Annotated in this window: 20 protein-coding genes; 17 read left to right on the top strand and 3 right to left on the bottom strand. The window is 45.7% G+C overall.

Going from position 1 to position 19,211, the window contains the following annotated elements; translation table 11 throughout:
- Nucleotides 1–30 precede the first annotated feature (30 nt).
- The 4 genes from N288_RS21145 to N288_RS21130 all read left to right on the top strand — a co-directional run bounded on the left by N288_RS21145 (nt 31) and on the right by N288_RS21130 (nt 5,339).
- Entirely contained in the window at nt 31–1,971 is a 1,941-nt protein-coding gene (locus N288_RS21145; RefSeq protein ID WP_009792829.1) for a PTS fructose transporter subunit IIABC, read from the top strand.
- Nucleotides 1,972–2,249: 278 nt separating this feature from the next.
- On the top strand, nt 2,250–3,659 hold the full coding sequence (locus tag N288_RS21140) for a glycoside hydrolase family 1 protein (protein WP_009792830.1): 1,410 nt from the start codon (nt 2,250–2,252) through the stop codon (nt 3,657–3,659).
- A gap of 101 nt (nt 3,660–3,760) precedes the next feature.
- Nucleotides 3,761–4,474 (top strand): GntR family transcriptional regulator, encoded by a 714-nt coding sequence (locus tag N288_RS21135; protein WP_009792831.1) that lies wholly within the window; start codon nt 3,761–3,763, stop codon nt 4,472–4,474.
- Nucleotides 4,475–4,487: 13 nt separating this feature from the next.
- On the top strand, nt 4,488–5,339 hold the full coding sequence (locus N288_RS21130; RefSeq protein ID WP_022544444.1) for an ROK family protein: 852 nt from the start codon (nt 4,488–4,490) through the stop codon (nt 5,337–5,339).
- A gap of 297 nt (nt 5,340–5,636) precedes the next feature.
- Here the strand turns inward: N288_RS21130 and N288_RS21125 are convergent, their stop codons facing one another.
- A complete protein-coding gene (locus tag N288_RS21125; protein WP_009792833.1) occupies nt 5,637–5,867 on the bottom strand; it encodes a hypothetical protein in 231 nt (76 codons plus the stop codon).
- Nucleotides 5,868–6,318: 451 nt separating this feature from the next.
- Here N288_RS21125 and N288_RS21120 point away from each other — a divergent pair, with 451 nt between their 5' ends.
- The 8 genes from N288_RS21120 (at nt 6,319) to N288_RS21085 (ending at nt 13,071) form a co-directional block, all read left to right on the top strand.
- Complete coding sequence (locus N288_RS21120; protein WP_009792834.1) at nt 6,319–7,119, top strand: SDR family oxidoreductase; 801 nt, start codon at nt 6,319–6,321, stop codon at nt 7,117–7,119.
- 87 nt (nt 7,120–7,206) lie between these two features.
- Nucleotides 7,207–9,138: a BglG family transcription antiterminator gene (locus N288_RS21115; protein ID WP_009792835.1), complete on the top strand. Its 1,932-nt coding sequence runs from the start codon at nt 7,207–7,209 to the stop codon at nt 9,136–9,138.
- Nucleotides 9,139–9,142: 4 nt separating this feature from the next.
- Nucleotides 9,143–9,583, top strand: coding sequence for a transcriptional regulator GutM (locus tag N288_RS21110; protein WP_009792836.1), 441 nt, complete (start codon nt 9,143–9,145; stop codon nt 9,581–9,583).
- 4 nt (nt 9,584–9,587) lie between these two features.
- Nucleotides 9,588–10,133 (top strand): PTS glucitol/sorbitol transporter subunit IIC, encoded by a 546-nt coding sequence (gene srlA / locus N288_RS21105; protein ID WP_009792837.1) that lies wholly within the window; start codon nt 9,588–9,590, stop codon nt 10,131–10,133.
- Between the two features lie 20 nt (nt 10,134–10,153).
- Nucleotides 10,154–11,161: a PTS glucitol/sorbitol transporter subunit IIB gene (srlE, locus tag N288_RS21100; protein ID WP_009792838.1), complete on the top strand. Its 1,008-nt coding sequence runs from the start codon at nt 10,154–10,156 to the stop codon at nt 11,159–11,161.
- 108 nt (nt 11,162–11,269) lie between these two features.
- On the top strand, nt 11,270–11,632 hold the full coding sequence (locus tag N288_RS21095) for a PTS glucitol/sorbitol transporter subunit IIA (RefSeq protein ID WP_022544443.1): 363 nt from the start codon (nt 11,270–11,272) through the stop codon (nt 11,630–11,632).
- Nucleotides 11,633–11,702: 70 nt separating this feature from the next.
- A complete protein-coding gene (locus N288_RS21090; RefSeq protein WP_009792840.1) occupies nt 11,703–12,386 on the top strand; it encodes a fructose-6-phosphate aldolase in 684 nt (227 codons plus the stop codon).
- 22 nt (nt 12,387–12,408) lie between these two features.
- Nucleotides 12,409–13,071 carry an HAD family hydrolase gene (locus N288_RS21085; protein ID WP_009792841.1) on the top strand — a complete coding sequence of 221 codons (663 nt, stop codon included), beginning with the start codon at nt 12,409–12,411 and terminating at the stop codon, nt 13,069–13,071.
- A 74-nt stretch (nt 13,072–13,145) separates the two neighbouring features.
- On the opposite strand, the gene N288_RS21080 is transcribed toward N288_RS21085, so the two are convergent.
- Nucleotides 13,146–13,454 (bottom strand): hypothetical protein, encoded by a 309-nt coding sequence (locus tag N288_RS21080; protein ID WP_009792842.1) that lies wholly within the window; start codon nt 13,452–13,454, stop codon nt 13,146–13,148.
- Nucleotides 13,455–13,815: 361 nt separating this feature from the next.
- Between N288_RS21080 and N288_RS21075 the strand changes: the two genes are divergently transcribed.
- From N288_RS21075 to N288_RS21065, 3 genes are read left to right on the top strand one after another with little or no spacing between them, the layout of a single operon-like run.
- A complete protein-coding gene (locus N288_RS21075; RefSeq protein ID WP_009792843.1) occupies nt 13,816–14,076 on the top strand; it encodes a hypothetical protein in 261 nt (86 codons plus the stop codon).
- A 48-nt stretch (nt 14,077–14,124) separates the two neighbouring features.
- On the top strand, nt 14,125–15,621 hold the full coding sequence (locus tag N288_RS21070; RefSeq protein WP_022544442.1) for an FAD-binding oxidoreductase: 1,497 nt from the start codon (nt 14,125–14,127) through the stop codon (nt 15,619–15,621).
- Nucleotides 15,605–16,162, top strand: coding sequence for a hypothetical protein (locus tag N288_RS21065; protein ID WP_009792845.1), 558 nt, complete (start codon nt 15,605–15,607; stop codon nt 16,160–16,162). The genes N288_RS21070 and N288_RS21065 overlap by 17 nt, the downstream gene beginning before the upstream one ends.
- Before the next feature lie 340 nt (nt 16,163–16,502).
- Here N288_RS21065 and N288_RS21060 read toward each other — a convergent pair whose 3' ends face one another.
- On the bottom strand, nt 16,503–16,790 hold the full coding sequence (locus tag N288_RS21060) for a hypothetical protein (protein WP_022544441.1): 288 nt from the start codon (nt 16,788–16,790) through the stop codon (nt 16,503–16,505).
- Between the two features lie 198 nt (nt 16,791–16,988).
- Between N288_RS21060 and N288_RS21055 the strand changes: the two genes are divergently transcribed.
- Together N288_RS21055 and N288_RS21050 are read left to right on the top strand one after the other, a co-directional pair.
- Nucleotides 16,989–17,840 carry a sugar phosphate isomerase/epimerase family protein gene (locus tag N288_RS21055; protein ID WP_009792848.1) on the top strand — a complete coding sequence of 284 codons (852 nt, stop codon included), beginning with the start codon at nt 16,989–16,991 and terminating at the stop codon, nt 17,838–17,840.
- Entirely contained in the window at nt 17,833–19,173 is a 1,341-nt protein-coding gene (locus N288_RS21050) for an amino acid permease (protein WP_009792849.1), read from the top strand. The genes N288_RS21055 and N288_RS21050 overlap by 8 nt, the downstream gene beginning before the upstream one ends.
- The last annotated feature ends 38 nt before the right edge of the window (nt 19,174–19,211 follow it).

Here is a 19,211-nt window from a genome sequence, read left to right as displayed (position 1 = left end):
ACAGATTTTTTTAACCAGGAGGTTTTAGATATGGCGAAGATATTGGCTGTCACAGCTTGCCCGGTCGGCATTGCCCATACGTATATGGCTGCCGAGAACCTGCAAAAGGCAGGCGAAGTGCTCGGCGTTGAAATGAAAGTAGAGACGCAAGGTTCGATCGGTGTAGAGAACGCTTTAACTGAACAGGATATTGCCGAAGCAGACGGCATCATCATTGCAGCAGACAAGGAGGTTCCTAAAGACCGTTTTGCTGGAAAAAGAGTGATTGTCACCGGCGTTCAGGATGGTATCCGCAAGCCGGAGGAGCTGATCAAAAGGATTCAGATTGGAGACGCCCCAATTTATAAGCCGGAACTGGCCAAAAATGAAGGCGCTGCCAAGAAACAGAAGGAAAACCCTATTTATAAGCATCTGATGAGTGGTGTTTCTTATATGGTTCCATTCATCGTTGTCGGAGGACTTCTGATCGCCCTTGCACTTACACTTGGCGGGGAACAGACACTTGGGGGAATCGTCATTCCTGAGGATTCCATCTGGAAGCAGGTTGAAAGCCTTGGTGCGACTGCCTTTATGTTCATGGTTCCTATCCTAGCAGGTTTCATTGCTGTCAGCATTGCAGACCGTCCGGGGCTTGTGCCGGGTATGATCGGCGGTTATATTGCTGCGAACGGAAGCTTTTATGGAAGTGAAGCAGGTGCAGGATTCATCGGCGGCATCATTGCCGGGTTCCTGGCAGGATATGTGGCTCTGGCTATTAAGAAGCTCAAGGTGCCTAAAGCCGTACAGCCTGTTATGCCCATCATTTTTATCCCGATTCTCTCGTCTGTCATTGTTGGTTTATTGTTCATCTATGTTATTGGTGCTCCAGTTGCACAAGTATTCGAAAGCTTAACCGATCTCCTCAGCAGCATGCAGGGAGGAAGCTCAATTGTATTGGCACTTATCCTTGGCGCTATGATTGCGGTCGACATGGGCGGTCCCTTCAACAAAGTGGCCTTCCTGTTCGGCTCTGCCATGATTGCGGAAGGAAACTATGAAATCATGGGCCCGATTGCGGTGGCCATCTGTATCCCGCCAATCGGGCTCGGCCTGGCAACTTTTGTTAACAAGCGAAAGTTTACGCAAACTGAAAGGGAAGCAGGAAAAGCCTCCTTTACGATGGGTCTTTTTGGAATCACAGAGGGTGCGATTCCATTTGCAGCGCAGGATCCGCTGCGCGTTATTCCCAGCATTGTCACTGGTTCCATGGTTGGGTCGGTTATCGCCATGATCTCCCAGGTTGGAGACCGCGTAGCGCACGGCGGACCGATTGTAGCTGTCCTTGGAGCCGTCGACAATGTCCTGATGTTCTTTGTTGCTGCTATTGCTGGTGCTGTCGTGACTGCCCTGATGGTTACTGCACTGAAGAAGAATGTTGAAGGTGCCCCTGTCCCAGCTCTTGCCGGCGCAGAAGGCAGCGCAGTTCCTGAAGAATCTGTACAAGCTGCAGTAGAAAAGCAGGAAAATGCAGAAATCCGGAAACTGACTGACATTACTAGCGTTGAACTGATTGACATCAGCCTAGAAGGTGAAGCGCGTGATGATGTCATTGATGAACTGATTGAACGCTTTGATGCAGCAGGTGTACTAAGCTCGAAAGAAGCGTACAAGCAAGCAATCCTTAACCGTGAGGCACAGAGTTCTACTGGATTGGGGATGAATATTGCCATTCCGCACGGAAAATCAAACGCAGTCAAACGCCCCGCCGTTGCTTTTGGCATCAAGCGGGAAGGTGTGGACTGGTCCAGCCTTGACGGCACAGATGCCAAGCTGATCTTCATGATTGCCGTGCCCGAACAGGCAGCCGGCGATGCCCATCTGAAAATCCTGCAGATGCTGTCGCGCAAACTGATGGATGATGAATTCCGCGAACAGCTGCTAAAAGCTGAGTCTAAAGAGCAGGCGTATCAGCTGCTTGAAGAAATTCAATAAGAGATTAGACCGTCCGGTTCCAGGACGGTCTTTTTTTAATATTTATACTTTTGATTTAAATGTCTAGACAAATAACTATTATTTTTATAAAATTATGTAAATTAGTTAGAAAGCTGACTGTAAAAAATAGAGAGTCTGACATCATAAAAAAATCACTTCAGGGATTTCCATTTGAGTTAATAACCGATAGGGCAGAGTGACGGAAAAAGCAAAACATCCTTTGCTGGGCCGGGACTTCTGCCCTTGTATCTTTTACAAACACAAAAGGAGAGAATCATATGTCTAATCATAGCGAGAATGAAATTCAATATCCATTTCCGGAAGGATTCTGGTGGGGCTCTTCTGCTTCCGCGACCCAGACAGAGGGTGCGGCTGATGTTGATGGCAAAGGGAAAAACATCTGGGACCACTGGTATGAAACAGAGCCAAACCGTTTCTTTAATGGTGTAGGGCCAGAGAAAACATCCCAATTCTATTATAAATATAAAGAAGATATCAGGCTGATGAAGGAAATCGGCCACAATTCTTTCCGCCTGTCCATCTCATGGTCAAGGCTGATCCCGGAAGGAAAAGGTGAGGTGAATGATAAGGCTGTTGAATTTTACAATCATGTCATCAATGAATTGATTGATAATGATATAGAGCCTTTTGTGAATCTGTTCCACTTTGATATGCCGATGGAGCTGCAGAAGATCGGCGGCTGGGCAAATCGTGAAGTGGTCGATGCTTATGAGGAATATGCAAAAGTCTGCTTTGAGCTGTTCGGGGACCGTGTGAAAAAATGGTTTACCCACAATGAACCGATCGTACCGGTTGAAGGCGGCTACCTCTATGATTTCCACTATCCAAACGAAATCAATTTCGGCAAAGCTGTCCAGGTGGGATACCATACCATTCTATCAAGCGCCAAGGCAATCAAGGCTTATAAAGAACAAAAACAGGATGGGAAGATCGGCATCATCCTGAATTTGACGCCATCATATCCGCGTAGCCAGAATCCGGCTGATTTGAAAGCATCTGTTCTCGCTGATGCATTCTTTAACCGCTCTTTCCTTGATCCTTCCGTTAAGGGTGAATTTCCAGAGGAGCTCGTTCAGCTGCTGAGGGAAGAAGGGTTCCTTCCAACTGTGGAAGAAGGCGATCTGGAACTTATCAAGAATAATACTGTTGATATCCTGGGCGTGAACTACTATCAGCCGCGCCGCGTAAAAGCAAAAGAAAATCTGCCGAATCCGGAAGCGCCATTTATGCCAGAACGTTTCTTTGATAATTACGTCATGCCAGGCCGCAAAATGAACCCTCACCGCGGCTGGGAAATCTACGAAAAAGGTGTCTATGATATCCTTATCAACCTGAAGGAAAACTATGGAAACATTGAATGCTTCATTTCCGAGAACGGGATGGGCGTTGAAGGAGAAGAAAAATTCCGGGACGAAAATGGCATCATCCAGGATGATTACAGGATAGATTTTATTAAAGGGCATCTAGAATGGGTCCATAAAGCGATTCAGGAAGGATCCAATGTAAGGGGCTATCATCTATGGACGTTCATGGATAACTGGTCATGGTCCAATGCTTATAAAAACCGCTACGGTTTTGTGTCCGTTAATCTAGATAAAGATGGGGAGCGAACAATTAAGCAGAGCGGCAAGTGGTTTAAGGCTGTGTCTGAAAAAAACGGTTTCTGATTTTGCATAAAAAGATGGTCGCTATGACCATCTTTTTTAGATAACTTACCAGAATCCATTTATAATGAAAGTGAGAATCTATTTAACAGGGTGGATCCGTTATGACCAAGTACGAAACAATATCATCTGAAATCAGGCAGAGGATCATTAATGTCTCTTATTCGCCAGATGAACCGATTCCAGACGAAATTACACTCGCAAAGGAATTCGGCTGCAGCCGTATGACGATGAAGCGGGCGCTGGATATCCTGGTGCTTGAAGGGCTGCTGTACCGGAAAAGGGGACATGGAACATTTATTGTGAAATCGGCCATCCAGAATAGCCGGGTCAATGTTGTCAGCAATGAATCAATCGGCCTGACGGGACTTTTGCAAGGAAAAGAAGTGACGAGCAAGGTCATCAAATTCGAAGTCCAATTTCCTGATGATGAAGTAGCTGCCCATCTGGCCATTGACAAGAAAACCCCGGTTTATCATATTATCCGCTTGCGGCTTGTTGCGGATGAACCATATGTTTTGGAAAAAACTTATATGCCAGCTGCACTGATCAGGGGAATTGATGATGATGTCCTCCAGGGCTCCATCTATGAACATATTAGAATAAAATTGGGGCTGACGATTGCCGGTTCGCATCGAAAAATCAGGGCAAGCAAGTCAGGTGAACTGGATCATCTACACCTGGTATGCAAGGATGATGATCCCATCCTCGAGGTTGAACAGGTCGCCTTCCTGGACAATGGGGTTCCTTTCGAATACTCATTTGCAAGGCACCGCTATGATAAATTCGAAGTCACATCAGCCAACTTTAAAAGGTAATGGGGGAATGAATATGCTAGGAGCGATTGAAGCCGGCGGTACGAAATTTGTCTGTGCAGTCGGAGATAAAACCGGGAGGATTGCTGATTCTATCCAGATACCGACAACTGTACCCGAAGAAACCATGGCAGCTGCCATTTCATTTTTTAAGCAATATGATATTGAAGCCATTGGCATCGGATCCTTTGGCCCGATAGATATAAACCATGATAGCCCGACGTACGGCTATATCACATCCACACCGAAAACGGCATGGACAAACTACCCGTTCGTCGAAACCATTTCACAAGCGTTCGGTGTGCCGGTTGGCTTCAACACAGATGTGAATGCTGCTGCTTTGGGCGAGGCGAGACTGGGTGCCGCTAAAGGGCTGGACAGCTGCCTTTATATAACAGTGGGAACAGGCATCGGGGCAGGTGCCGTGGTAAACGGGCAATTGCTTCAGGGCCTTTCCCATCCGGAAATGGGCCATATCCTGCTCCGCCGTCATCCAGCTGACTCTTACCAGGGCAAATGTCCTTATCACCGCGACTGCTTAGAAGGCCTTGCAGCAGGACCAGCCATTGAAGAACGCTGGGGAGCCAAAGGAAAAGATCTGGTAAACAGTAAAGAGGTCTGGGATCTTGAAGGATACTATCTTGCCCAGGCACTCATGCAATACATCCTCATCCTCTCACCAAAGAAAATCATCCTTGGCGGAGGCGTCATGAACCAGTCGCAAGTATTTGACTCCATCTACAAATACCTGCCAGAGCTGATGAAAGATTATGTTGCATTGCCGGAACTAGCGGATTATATCGTGAAGCCGGGGCTTGGGGACCAAGCGGGGATAACTGGAGCGCTGTTGCTGGCAGCTGAAAGGTGACAGGCACCTCCCGAATAATCTTGTTTCACAAAATTTGTTTCATGGAAGGGGCAGAGTTGATTTGCTCTCCCTTTTTGTGTATGTAAGACAGTGATTGTAAAATGGGCTCATTAAATGTAAGGTCATCTTTCGAAATAATCCTTTTGCCAGGGGAAACCAGAAACGGTTTCCTCCTTTACCTCTCCCTTCTAGGATTTAATTAATTGTAAGAGTATTGATTGTCCAGGCTTAAAGTTTTCCTATCTCATGCTCTTTGGAACCATTAAAATACCACTAGCGGCAGCTTGATAAGACCTATTATTCTCTGTGCCTCTCCAATTTACCCCAAGCGTAATTACCTAAGACCCCTCCTGTTAACAAACAAATGATCCAAGTAAATAATCCCTCTGCAAGTATAAGTTCCATTTCAAATGATTGTAAAAGAAATTTGATTATATAGTAATCAATTAAAAAAGGAATAGATATGCCAAGGCTGAACTTAAGCACAAACCTTGTTTTTCCCTTTTCTCTGATTTGATCCCACTTCATCCTCAGTCTCCTCTATATAAAAGTTCCACACTCACTTCTATATATGATTAGATAAAGCTTTCTTGTTAAGTTTTTGTCTGGTTATATAACTACAGCCTGTTTTATATGGATACAAGTTAGCCTTTAATCAAACGTTTGATTAATTACCCGGTGGCCGCAGGTGGCAAGCCTTTTACACATATGCAGCCTCTTCTGCTTCCATCCTGCACCTTGGGAAAGAGACCTGGCCTATCGCCTGCCAAACGAGCCAAGGGATCTGACCCAACGAGCCAAGGGGCCAGACCCCCTGGCTCCACCGCGAAAACGAGCCAAGGGACCTGACCCCCTGGCCGAATTCATACACCGATTTTCACACTTGAATGAAAAAGTCTGTATTAATCATTTCCTGTTCTATTACTATACTGAAATTAGAATTTGTAAGTGTTTTCAACTTGGTGAGGAGGAATGACAGATGAGCGGTTCTTGGCTTGGTTTGGAAGAGAAGGTAGCGATTGTTACGGGTGGTGCTTCGGGCATCGGTTTACATATTACGAATGAACTCCTGAAGAACGGCGTGAAGGTTGTGATTGCCGATTTGAATGGGGAAGAAGGCGAGCAGGAAAACGGTTCTTATTTTATTCAGTGTGATGTGACGAAGAAGGAGAGCGTTGACCAGGCGGTTGCGAAGACGGTTGAGCTGTTCGGGTCTTTGGATATCCTAGTGAATAATGCAGGTGTGAATCTTCCTAGACTTTTGGTTGACGACAAGGGAGAAAAGCCGGAATATGAGTTAAGTGAAAAAGACTTTGATTTCATGGTTGCTGTAAATCAGAAGGGTCCTTATCTGTTTGCCCAGGCTTCTGCGAAGAAGATGCTGCAGCAGAACGGCGGCGTGATTATCAATGTATCTTCAGAGGCTGGCCAGGAAGGTTCTGCCGGACAGAGCTGCTATTCAGCGACAAAGGGAGCGGTGATTGCTTTTACAAGGGCATGGGCGAAGGAGCTTGGCAAACACAATATTCGTGTCGTTGCGATTGCCCCTGGTATCATTGAAACGACTGGCCTGAGGACAGATGCTTATAATGAAGCATTAGCGTACACACGCGGTGTGACGGTTGATGGCCTTTCAACTGATTACAGCAAATCGATCCCGCTTGGGCGCGAAGGAATGCTGACAGAAATTGCTGATTTGGTTTCTTATCTGGCTTCTGACCGTGCAGGCTATGTAACAGGGACAACTTTTAATATTTCAGGCGGTAAATCCCGCGGCTGATGCTTTGAAAAGACGTTATTTCGACGCCTTTATGGAAGCCGGCCAGCGGGCAGACCGTCCGGCTTCCATATAAATAGGGGTGATAAAATGTCTGACAGAATGATAGATGAACGTGCAGCAAAGATGCTGGCAATTGCCCGGACAAAAACCTATCACTCACTTGATGAGCTTGCAGAGGCAATGGGTGTGGGCACCAGGACGATCAGGAATTACATCAAACAGCTGAATGAAGACCTAAACGGAATCGCTTCTTTTTTCAATGAAAGAGGAAAAGGCTTTCGTTTCGATATCAATAATATGAAAGCGTTCCAATCTTATCTGGAAGAAAGCAGCCCGGAAGATAGCTCGCTGAATTCGCAAAAGGGCCGGATCGGCTTCATCATTGACCGGCTCATCAACAGCGAAGAAACATACACACTGGATGATCTGGCAGAGGAAATGCACTTGGGCCGCACAACACTCGTCAATGAGCTGAAAAAGGCAGCCGTTTCCCTTGAGACATACAAGCTCATCATCCACGGCAAGCCGAACAGAGGGATGGAGCTGAGCGGCAGGGAACTGGATCTGCGCTTCTACATCCTGGATCATCTGTATGATGTGCTGTATGGAGATTATCCGCTTGATGAAGATATTACGGAATCGATTGAGAGAATCTCGCATGAGTATAATCTCGAATCTCCTACCCAGGAGAGGCTGATGGAATTCATCATCATCATGCTGGACCGGCTTCTGAAAAATCATCATCTTGAAGCTATCGAGGAAAAGCATAAAAAGCTGATCGGCACACAGGAGCACGGGATCGCGCTTGAAATCGTTGAAGCGATTCAAAAGCAGCTCCCGATAGAAATCCCTGAAGCTGAGGCTCTGTTCATCACGATTCCGATCGCGGGAAGGCGGACGCCGACAAACAATCGGACGCTGGCCGATATTGCGATTACCGATGATGTAAGGCGGCTGCTGGAACAGATTTTAGAACAGGTTGGCTTTAAAAAGGAAATCATTGAGCAGAATGAATCCTTCTTTCAGGATCTCCTGTACCACTTGACCTTTATGCTGAACCGGCTGATTTTCGGGCTGCGCCTGAAGAACGCACTGCTCGCCAATGTGAAGGAAAAATATCCGGTTGCCTACAAGATGGCGGAAATTTCCGGACAGGTGATCGAGAGCAGATATGGGCTCGAGGTGCCGGAGGATGAGCTTGGCTATCTGGCCTTTTACTTCGGGGTCTTCATCGGCCAAAGCGATATCAAGGTCAAGCGCTTCCAAAAAGCAGCAGTCGTCTGCGGGACTGGCCGGGGGACGGCAAAGCTCGTCAGCATCCAGCTGGAGCGCATACTGAACCAGGATACTGAAATCAATCTTTTTGCCGAAAAGGATGCAGTGAAGGAAGTTCTGGATTCATATGATCTTGTTTTTTCAACCGTAAAGCTGCCCTTTGAAACCCATGCACCTTTTATCATGATCAATGAAATATTCGATGAAAGCCGTGTGAAGAGGGAGATTGAGAAAGCGGCCTACAGACAGAGGCTCAACATTCAAAATGGCAGCGAGTATCAATCTGTGATGGCCCAGCTGCTTGCGAAAGAGTCATTTTTCCAGCTGGACAGCTCTAAGGGCTATCACGAAAACGTCTTCCATATGGTAAACGAGCTGACTGAAATTGGCCGCCTTGACCTTGGATTCCTGGAGCGGCTGAAGGAAAGGGAAGAGAAGGGATCAATGGTCTTTGACCGCTATATCGCCTTTCCGCACACCTTCAATCAGCAGTCCAATGACATTGAGCTTGCGGTCGGGATTTTCCCGGAGGGGGTCATGGAGAATGGCAGGGAAGTCAGGCTTGTGTTCCTGCTCGGGTTGCCGGAGGAACAGAATGAATGCAATGAAAGCCTGATTGTCAAAATCTATGATGAAATCATCGGGATTGCTAACAATGAAGAGCTCATCGCACAGCTGGTAGAGGCAGCATCCTATGAGGATTTTGTCTCCAGCATCGAACGGTCAAACAGGGAAAGGGGCTGAGAAGATGATTCTATTTTTAATCATACTGATTGGGATCGCCTGGCTGGTCCAGAGCATCCTCGGGTTTTTCCAGATCAAGCATTTTAATAAAAAGTATGCCGAAATGAGGTCGCTCGGACGGGTGGCCATCGGCAAAAGAACAGGGAAATTGCGCGCAGGGACGGTTGTCATGTTCGCTATCGATAAAAGGAATAAAATTCTGAAGGCAGCAAAAATGCAGGGTGTGACCGTTTTTTCCAAGGTCAAGGACCTGAATGGGTTTGAGGGGAAATACCTGCTGAAGATTTCCGATGAAGATTTCAAAGGCCATGATAAATTGACCCAGCTTGCGATTGCCGATGCGCTCAAGAGCTATGACATCATCTCCAAGGGCGGCGAGCTGCAGGTGAAAAAAGGCTGGATCGACTATATCATGCCAAAAAAGAAAGAAATGAGAAGAGGGTGAAGAGATGGATTTTATCATCAAATTAGCTGAAGGGTTCATGAACTTATTCCGCACAGGCGGCGAAACCTTTGTCAGCCTTGTCACAGATATTGTACCGCTATTGATCATGCTATTGGTTGCCATGAACGCACTTGTCCGCCTCGTCGGCGAAGAGCGTGTCGAAAAACTGGCAAGAAAATCAGGAAAAAACGCATTTACAAGATATTTCGTTCTGCCGATCATCGGGACATTCGTCCTTGCCAATCCTATGACATTATCACTGGGAAGATTTCTTCCGGAAAAATATAAGCCGAGCTATTATGCAGCAGCATCCTATTCATGCCACACGCACAACGGATTATTCCCGCACGTTAACCCGGGCGAGCTGTTCGTATTCCTCGGAATTTCAGCAGGAATCACAACACTGGGACATGATGTAACCGAGCTTGCTCTCCGCTACTTCCTTGTCGGGATTTTCACCAACTTCTTAAGAGGCTGGATCACTGACCTGACAACTTCTTATGTAGCCAAGCAGCAAAACGTAAAACTAAAAGATACCGTTCAACTATAGAATTTTAGGTGGTGGGAAACATGACAGCTTTTCAATCAATCAAAATTTCAAAGGGCGCCGGCGGATTTGGCGGACCTTTAGTAATAACACCAACAGACGAGAAAAATAAAGTCGTCTATATTACCGGCGGTCAAAGGCCGGAGATTGCGGATAAAATTGCTGAATTAACAGGCTGTGAGCTTGTCGACGGCTTTAAGACATCTGTACCGGAAAAAGAAATGGCATGCGTCATCATCGACTGCGGCGGCACACTGCGCTGTGGACTATACCCGCAAAAGCGCATCCCGACAATCAACATCATGCCGACGGGTCAGAGCGGTCCATTGGCCAAGCATATTACAGAAGATATCTACGTTTCCGGCGTAAAGGCGGAGAATATCCAGCTGGCAGATGCAGAAGGAGCAGCGGCTCCGGCAATGTCGGTACAGGAAGAGACAGCTGAAGGGATCAAAACACCTAAATACAGCTCAGACAAGAAAATCAGTGAACAGCAGAAGCCAAAAGGATTGATGGCAAGAGTCGGTATGGCAATGGGCTCAATCACAAGCGTCTTCTATCAGGCAGGCCGTGATGCCATTGATACAGTTATCAAAACGATCCTTCCGTTCATGGCATTCGTAGCCATGCTCATCGGGGTCATCCTGGAATCAGGAATCGGCGACGTATTCGCGAAATTCCTGTCACCTTTCGCAGGTTCTGTATGGGGGCTTATCGTCATCGCACTTGTCTGCTCATTCCCGCTCCTCTCCCCATTCTTAGGCCCTGGCGCTGTTATTGCCCAGGTAGTCGGAACATTGATAGGGGTTGAAATCGGAAAAGGAAACATCCCGGCCCACCTTGCATTGCCGGCCCTGTTCGCCATCAATGCTCAAGCTGCTGCTGACTTCGTACCAGTAGGACTTGGACTTGCAGAAGCAGAGGTTGAAACAGTAGAAGTAGGGGTGCCATCTGTCCTCTACTCCAGATTCCTCACAGGAGCGCCGACCGTCTTCATTGCCTGGCTCGCAAGCTTTGGCTTGTATGATTGATGTTAAATAATAGAAAATGAAAATATGGATAAGGAGCTTCACGAGTGCACCTGCACCTGGAGCTCCCGTCCCGAATAGAGAAATATGATCCAAAGGAGAGACACAACCATGACAACGAAATTCGAAACCAAAATCAACAGCATCGGCCCTTCTGTAACTGAATTTTTCGGTGAAAAAATGTTCATCCTTTTCGGGGATAATGCTCCAGCTGAACTGGCTGAATACTGCCTCCTGATCGATGTAAAAGGAGTTGAAGGCGAGATTGCAGCAGGCGATACCCTGCAGATCGGCTGCAATGAATATAAAGTTACTTCTGTCGGCGATGCTGTGAAACAAAATCTTTCCTCACTCGGCCATATTACCCTGAAATTCGACGGCTCACAAAATCCGGAGCTGCCAGGCACCCTGTACCTGGAAGACAGTGAAATCCAGGAAGTCAATGCTGGGGACACAATCCGGATCTACTCATAATGAATAAAAAACAATAGCTTAACTTTTGTCATCCAAGAGTTAGGCTATTATTTTTAGGAGGGCAAAAAATATGAGATTAGTCATTGATTCAGCAAACATTGAAAGCATCAAGAAGCTTGTGGAATACTTCCCGATTGACGGGGTCACCACCAATCCAAGTATTGTCGTAAAGGAGCAAAAGCCGTTCCTGCCTTTGCTGAAGGAAATCAGAGCAGTTATCGGAGAGGAAAAAGAGCTGTTTGCCCAGACGATCGCCGGAGATGCAGAGGGAATGGGGGAAGAAGCCCGCTGGCTCTGTGAAGCTGTATCGGGGAACGTTGTCGTAAAAATTCCTGTCACCATGGAAGGCATCAAAGCGATTAAAATGCTGAAGGCAGAGGGCATCCGCACACTGGCAACAACGGTTTATACACCAATGAACGCCTATCTGGCTGCCAAAGCCGGCGCCGATTATGTGGCTCCTTACGTTAACAGGATCGACAACCTTACTGGCAATGGTGCGAAGGTAGTCGCAGAGATTACTGAGATTTTCTCAAAGCACAACTTATCTTGTGAAATCCTGGCCGCCAGCTTTAAAAACGTCCAGCAGATCCACAATGTCTGCCTGGCAGGCTCGCACGGAATCACCGCATCACCGGAACTGATTGAGGCGCTCGTCAACATTCCATCCATCGAAGACAACGTAAAAGCTTTCAGGCAGGATTGGATGGGGCAGTATGGGGAAGGCAGTTTGATTTTAAGCGAGGACAAATAGAAGAAAGAGGAAGGTGGAACCTATGATTAAAGCAATCGTCTGCGATTTTGATGGACTGATCATCGACACAGAATATGCCCTTTACGAAGCATTCTGCGACATGCTCGCAATTGACCACAGTGAAATGCCGATTGCCGACTATGCTCACTTCATCGGCACAGATTCAAAAGGCCTGTATGAATACATCATGGAAAAATCAAACGGCACCATGACAATCGAAGAAATCATCGAGAGATCTCATATTTTACATAAGGAAAAACTTCAATCTCCCATTGCCCGTGAAGGGGTTGAAGATTATTTGAAAGAAGCCAAAAGCAGAGGACTGAAAATCGGACTCGCCTCCAGCTCCAACCGGGAATGGGTCACCTTCTTTTTGAAAAAATTGAACTTCCTACAGTACTTCGATTACATCCAGACTTCTGATGATGTAGAGAAGGTAAAGCCGGATCCGGCTCTCTACAGGAATGTTATCAGCCATTTCGGGATTGAACCATCCGAAGCGATTGCTTTTGAAGACTCTATGAATGGATCGAAAGCTGCCATTGCAGCTGGGCTTAGATGTGTGATTGTGCCGAATAAGATTACGGAGAACCTGGCGTTTGAGGGGTATCATATGAGGCTGGGTAGTATGGGAGAGAAGGAGTTTGGGAGAGTTGTGAAGGAGATTGAACGGTTAGAGCGGTGACAGGCACCACCCGAATTATCTTGTTTCACGTAAATGTTTCACGGAGGGGGCAGGGCTGCTGTCCCTTTTGTATATTATAAAAGTAATTGATAAGTTGAACTCATTAAACTTTTGATCATCCTTTGAAATAACCCTTGGCAGGGGATAGGACCTATAATTCTCTGTCCCTCTCCAAATTCCCCCAAGCATACTTGCCTAATACCGCCTACTAATAAACAAATGATCCAAGCAATTAACCCCTCTGCAAATACAAAATCCATTTCAAATGAATGTAAGAGAAATTTGATTATATAGTAATCAATTAATAAAGGAATAGATATGCCAAGGCTGAACTGCAGCACAAATCTTGTTTTTCCCTTTTCTCTGATTTGATCCCCCTTCATCCTCAGTCTCCTCTATATAAAAAGTTCCACACTTCTATGTATATGAATAGATAAAAATTTCTTGTAAAGTTTCTGCCTGTTATATAACTAAAGCCTGTTTTAAGGGTATACAGCCTCTTATGCTTCCATCCCATATCTGGAACAGAACCTGTCCCCTCATTCAGCAAAACTTGGAAAACGAGCCAAGGGACTTGTCTCCCTGGCTTATCCCTCTGGCTTAAATAATTGTTTTTTATTTTGGTGCATTATGGTATTATTAGTGTAATATTACACATTAATTGTATTTCAGTGGATTTAAATACGAAAGAATTTACATTTAATGTGCAAATTTTAAATTTAACGATTTCAAGGAGAAAACCGCATGAAGAGAATGTATGTCTTACTTTCGTTTTTATTATTTTTACTACTTTGTTTTATGTATCCTTTAATTATTTTTATGGCGATGAATGGAGCTTTTGGGGCTTTCGGGGAATTTACTGTTTTTTTATGGCCAGTTTTTCCTATACTTGGAGTACTTTCTGCTATCTTTGGCGGTAAGGGCCGAATAAAAGTAGCTGGAATTATGCTCAATGGAACAGCCTTGTGCTTAGTATTGCTAATAACGTTTGTACGCCTAGGATAAGGATAGGCTCCATCCTGCTATATGAATACTAATAAAACAGGTGACAAAATGAAGAGTATAAACGGATTAATAAAAAAACCCTGGTTTCTAGGAAGTATCGTATGCCTATTCCTTCTCTTAATTCTTTTCAACATCCCAATCGAAACACGCAAATATGGCCTTTCTCAAAGTGCTCTCGCAACAGATTACACAGGGCTTCTGCCAGAGCGGATTGAGCGGGTGGTCGAAGCGGATGACCGCCATGAACTGCAGCGGATTGTAAAAGAAGCCAACAGAAACGGCCGGCATATTTCGATTGCAGGGCTGCAGCATTCACAGGGAGGCCATACCTATTACAGGAATGGTGTGATTTTAGATATGAGGGCTTTCAATAAGATACTTGAAATCAATAAGGAAGCTAAAACCGTTAAGGTGGAGAGCGGAGCTTCCTGGGAGGATGTCCAGGAAGCCGTGAAGGATGATGGGCTCGCCTTGAAGGTTACACAGTCACAATCAATTTTTACAATAGGAGGGTCTTTGTCGGTGAACGCCCATGGCAGGGATATCCGCTTCGGTCCGATGGCGGGAACTGTAAAGGAAATGACTGTGCTGACGCCTGCGGGTGAAATTAAGACAGTAACGAGGGAAGATTCGGAGGAATGGATGAAGTATATGTTTGGCGGATACGGACTATTTGGGGTGATTCTGGATGTCACGCTGGAGCTTACGGAGGATGAAGTATACACCATCCATACAGAAGAGCTGAAAACGGATGAATACGAATCCTATTTTACCAATCTGCTGAACCATGATGACACAGCTATGCATTATGCAAGGATAAGCGTCGCACCGGGTACCTTCCTCGATGAAATGTACGTGGTGGATTATAACCATACAGGAAGGCAGGACAGATCTGCGCCCCTTAAGGAAGAAAAAGGAGCACGGATGGGCAAGCTTGCAATGGATGTCGGCCGGCAAGGCGGTATATGGGAGGACCTGTTCTGGAACAATCAAAAGCTTATGGCAAGGTCTCTGAATGGAAAGCACATTACCAGGAATAATGTGATGCGCGGCAACTCTGCGTTCATGGAATTCACGAAGCCGGGGCGGGTAGAGGTTCTGCAGGAATTTTTCGTGCCTGTCAATCAGTACGGGGAGTATATGGAGGAATTAAAAAATCTGCTGCCAGCTTCGGATCAGGGTGAAGATTTTAAAATCCATAATATTACGGTCCGCTATGCAGCAAAAGACGATCTAACGAGCCTAAATTATGCCAAGGAAGACATGCTGGGCCTGGTCGTTTTGATTCAGCACGGTCTAAGCGAAGAACAGATAGCAGATGCGGAAGCAATCATCCAAAAGTGGACCAGCCTGACACTCGAACAAGGTGGAACCTACTATCTTCCTTACTACCATTATCAAACGAAGGAGCAGTTCAGAGAGGCGTACCCTGAGTGGGAACAGTTCCAGGCGGAAAAGCTGAAACGAGACCCGAATGAAGTTTTTCAAAATCTTTTTTATGATTACTACCTGAAAGAAGGAGCAGCACATGAAAATCAAGAGTGAACAGGCCATCCCCCTGTTGGTGTCGGTCGGGCAGGTTGTCGTTTTTCCTTATTATATTGTATGGCTCAAACAGGCGGCCCTGTCATTTACCCTGTTTGGCTGGCTGTTCGCCATATTCTCCTTCTCAGCTGCCTTCGGCTACCGGCTTTATCAGACCAAAGGCAATAAATATCGCTCCCATCACCCGTTCATCTACGCAGGGATGGGAGCTGTTTATATCCTGGCAGGTACCATCAGCCAGCCTGCGGACTCTCTGCCTTACATAGCACTCCTGCTTCAGACAACACTTGGATTCCTTCAAGGCTATCACCACGCTTGGCACATAGAGCAGAAAACCTTCCGCCTGCATGCTATTCATCATTATCTGATTGTCGGCATTGCGATGATTGGGATTTCTTTTGTGAAGATTATATCGCCGGGTGTTGTGATTGCAGGGTTTGGAGTTATTTTGTTTGGCTGTGCGGTTTGGTCTATATGGAAGAGCAAGAGGGGAGATGTCATCCCTTCCTATAGGGGAGAAGTTAAAGAAAGGGGAATGTAAAATAATCACTTCTGGTTGAAGAAAACAGACTTACCTCAATTAGATGATCAGATTCATGTTGACTCTGTTAATTGGGTTTCATCTGATGGGGATTTCAATATCATACTCATACAAGACTTTAGATAACATAAGCTGCAATTTAGGTGTTTTTTTTAGCCTCATCCTGTTATAAGGATAAGGCCTATTGCCATTTTTATGCATCGGAAAGGCCGCATGGAAAAACACTTCAAAGCTTTGGAGGAACTCATAAAAAAGAACGCCTGATGATTATTCTTAAGTAATTATCAGGCGTTCTTTTTTTTAATACTCCGCTATGCATTTCTCATTAGATCTGATAAATTCACCCAATCTGTATTTGACCCAATGCCACACCAGATATCAAGACAGCAACAGCAAGGGCTGGAATGCTTAACAGCACCTTATGGGAAAAACGGAAATCTGTAAATTGTTTATATACCTTTTCAGCAAGGAGGGCAAGCGGAATGAATAATAGCAGCATTTCTCCAATGCCGAACAGGTCACCAGAATCATAGGGGCTGCTTACATATTGATCGACAAAGTAGTTGATGGTGAGAAGTATAGTGAATAGGATCATTTGAAAGAGAAAGAAAAGCCAATTTTTTATCAACAGGGCAGCTCCTAGCTTTGTACTTAGATTTAGCCTAATGTGTAAATTTTAATGCATTTCTTAATGTGGGACAAGGTGCCTTTCATGTATATCCTTCGGATTAAAATATTTAATTTTCAAAAAAGTGTTGCTTGTTTTGTATTACCTAACTATAATACAAATCATAACAAATATAACGCTTTCATAAGGGGGGATTGTATGAAGCTTGCCGGGATGAATATTACATTCAGGCATTATCCGTTTAAAGAGTTTTTAGAGTGCATGACAAATCTTGATATCCGGCATCTTGAGTTATGGGCTGGAGAGCCGCATTTCTATGTATACAGAAATCTGCCTGGCCATTTAAGAAGCATGAAGCGGGAGCTGAAATCGAGAAATATGGAGCTGGTTTGTTTTACGCCTGAGCAGTGTGTCTACCCGTATAATATTGCAGCGTCCGATTCTGACTGGAGAAGAAGCAGTGTGGAGTACTTTAAGGATAATTTATATGCTGCACTGGAGCTGGACTGCAATATGATGCTGATTACTTCAGGCATTGGAGATCATTCTGTGAGCACGGGAGAATCGTGGAAATATGCCGCTGATTCGATTCATCAGCTAGCAAAGATAGCGGAAAAGGAAGGGATGAATCTGGTCTTGGAACCGTTAACAAGGTTTGAGACCAATCTTGTAATGGATGTTGAGGGAGTTAAGAGGATGCTTGAGGATATCCGATCATCTTCTCTGACGGGAATGATCGATACCGTAGCGATGCAGCTCGCGGGGGAAACGCTTGAAGATTATTTTTCCACTCTGCGGGATGTTAAGCATTTTCATTTGATTGATGGGGATGGTTTGTCAGATGCCCATCTGGCCTTGGATGATGGAGTGCTTGATTGGCGGGGCTATATGGAGTCTCTAAGATGCAGCGGGTACAAGGGTGCATGCACCCTGGAGATTATGGGATCTGATTTTTATAAGAATCCAAAGGAAATAATTTCAGAGTCTGTGAAAAAATTAAGAGAGATGGAACTATTCCATTCTAAAACTGGGGGAACTCATAATGAGTAATGGGGCTCTTACACGCAAGCTTGGATTTTGGGCTGCGCTGGCTATTGCGGTTGGAACGACAATAGGATCCGGTATATTTGTTTCGACAGGGGAAGTGGCAAAAGCGGCCGGCACCCCGACTATTTCAATTTTGGCCTGGGTCATCGGCGGGCTGATTGCTATTCCGCAAGTCATGGTGCTGGCAGAGCTGTCTACAGCCTACCCGCAAAATGGAAGCGGTTACGTATATCTAAATAAAGCAGGCTGGCGGCCATTGGCTTTCTTATATGGATGGTCTACCTTCTGGGCGCTTGATCCTCCAAGCATTTCGATTATGGCCCTTGCGATCGTCTCGTATGTTGCTTCTTTCTTCCCATTCTTTGACGGGATGAATGGAAAGCTGCTCGGAATCGCCATTATTTTGGCCATCACAGCAATTCATTACAGAAGCGTAAAAGAAGGCGGCCTCTTTCAGGTCATTATTACAGCAGTAAAAATCATTCCATTCCTGATTGTCATTGTGCTTGGCTTTATCTATATGAACCCAGGAAACTTTTCCTATACTCCAGCATCCGGCAGTACGGAAACAAGCTTAATCGGAGGGGTTTCAGCTACAACCTGGGCATATACAGGCATGGCGGCAATCTGTTTTATGGCCGGGGAATTTAAGAATCCGGGCAAGGTGCTGCCGCGTGCGCTGATTACTTCTATCTTTATTATCCTAACGCTATATACGCTCCTTGCTGTCTGTGTAATCGGCCTTATGCCTTTTGAACAGCTGATCCAATCCAATGCCGCTGTTTCTGATGCGGTTAAGTATATCCCGGGATTATCGGATATTGCTTCATCGTTTGTAGGAGTGACAGCGATCGTTGTTATACTCGGTTCTTTGAGCTCATGCATCATGTTCCAGCCTCGCCTGGAGTATGCGATGGCAAAGGACGGCCTGTTTTTTCAGCGCTTTGCGAAGGTTCATCCGAAATATGAAACTCCAAGCTTTTCGATATTGGTGCAGGTCATTTATGCGTGCTTCCTGGTTTTCTTCGGCAATTTAACGGCTCTGCTTGGATACTTTACGCTTATCCAGCTCCTGATCAACATTATGGACTTTGCGGCCGTTTATAAATGCCGGAAAAGAGACGATTATAAGCCGGTCTATCGGATGCCTTTATGGAGGATTACAACCATTCTGGCCATTGCCGGCGCTGCCTGGCTCGCCTGGGGAACCTTTACCTGGGCGCCGATCCAGGGTATGGTAGCGGCGCTTATCGTCGTCGCCACAGGACTGCCTGTCTACTATTATTGGGAAAGAAAGTACGGTTCAAAGGCTGGCAAGGAAAATATAGTTGCCTAATGCAAAAGGGGAGTTAGTTATTGCTGACTCCCTGATAA

Origin of the sequence: Bacillus infantis NRRL B-14911 (assembly GCF_000473245.1) — a bacterium.
Taxonomy (GTDB): domain Bacteria; phylum Bacillota; class Bacilli; order Bacillales; family Cytobacillaceae; genus Bacillus_AB; species Bacillus_AB infantis.
Note: the sequence above shows the minus strand (reverse complement) of the source record. Positions and strands in the feature narration are given on the sequence as shown.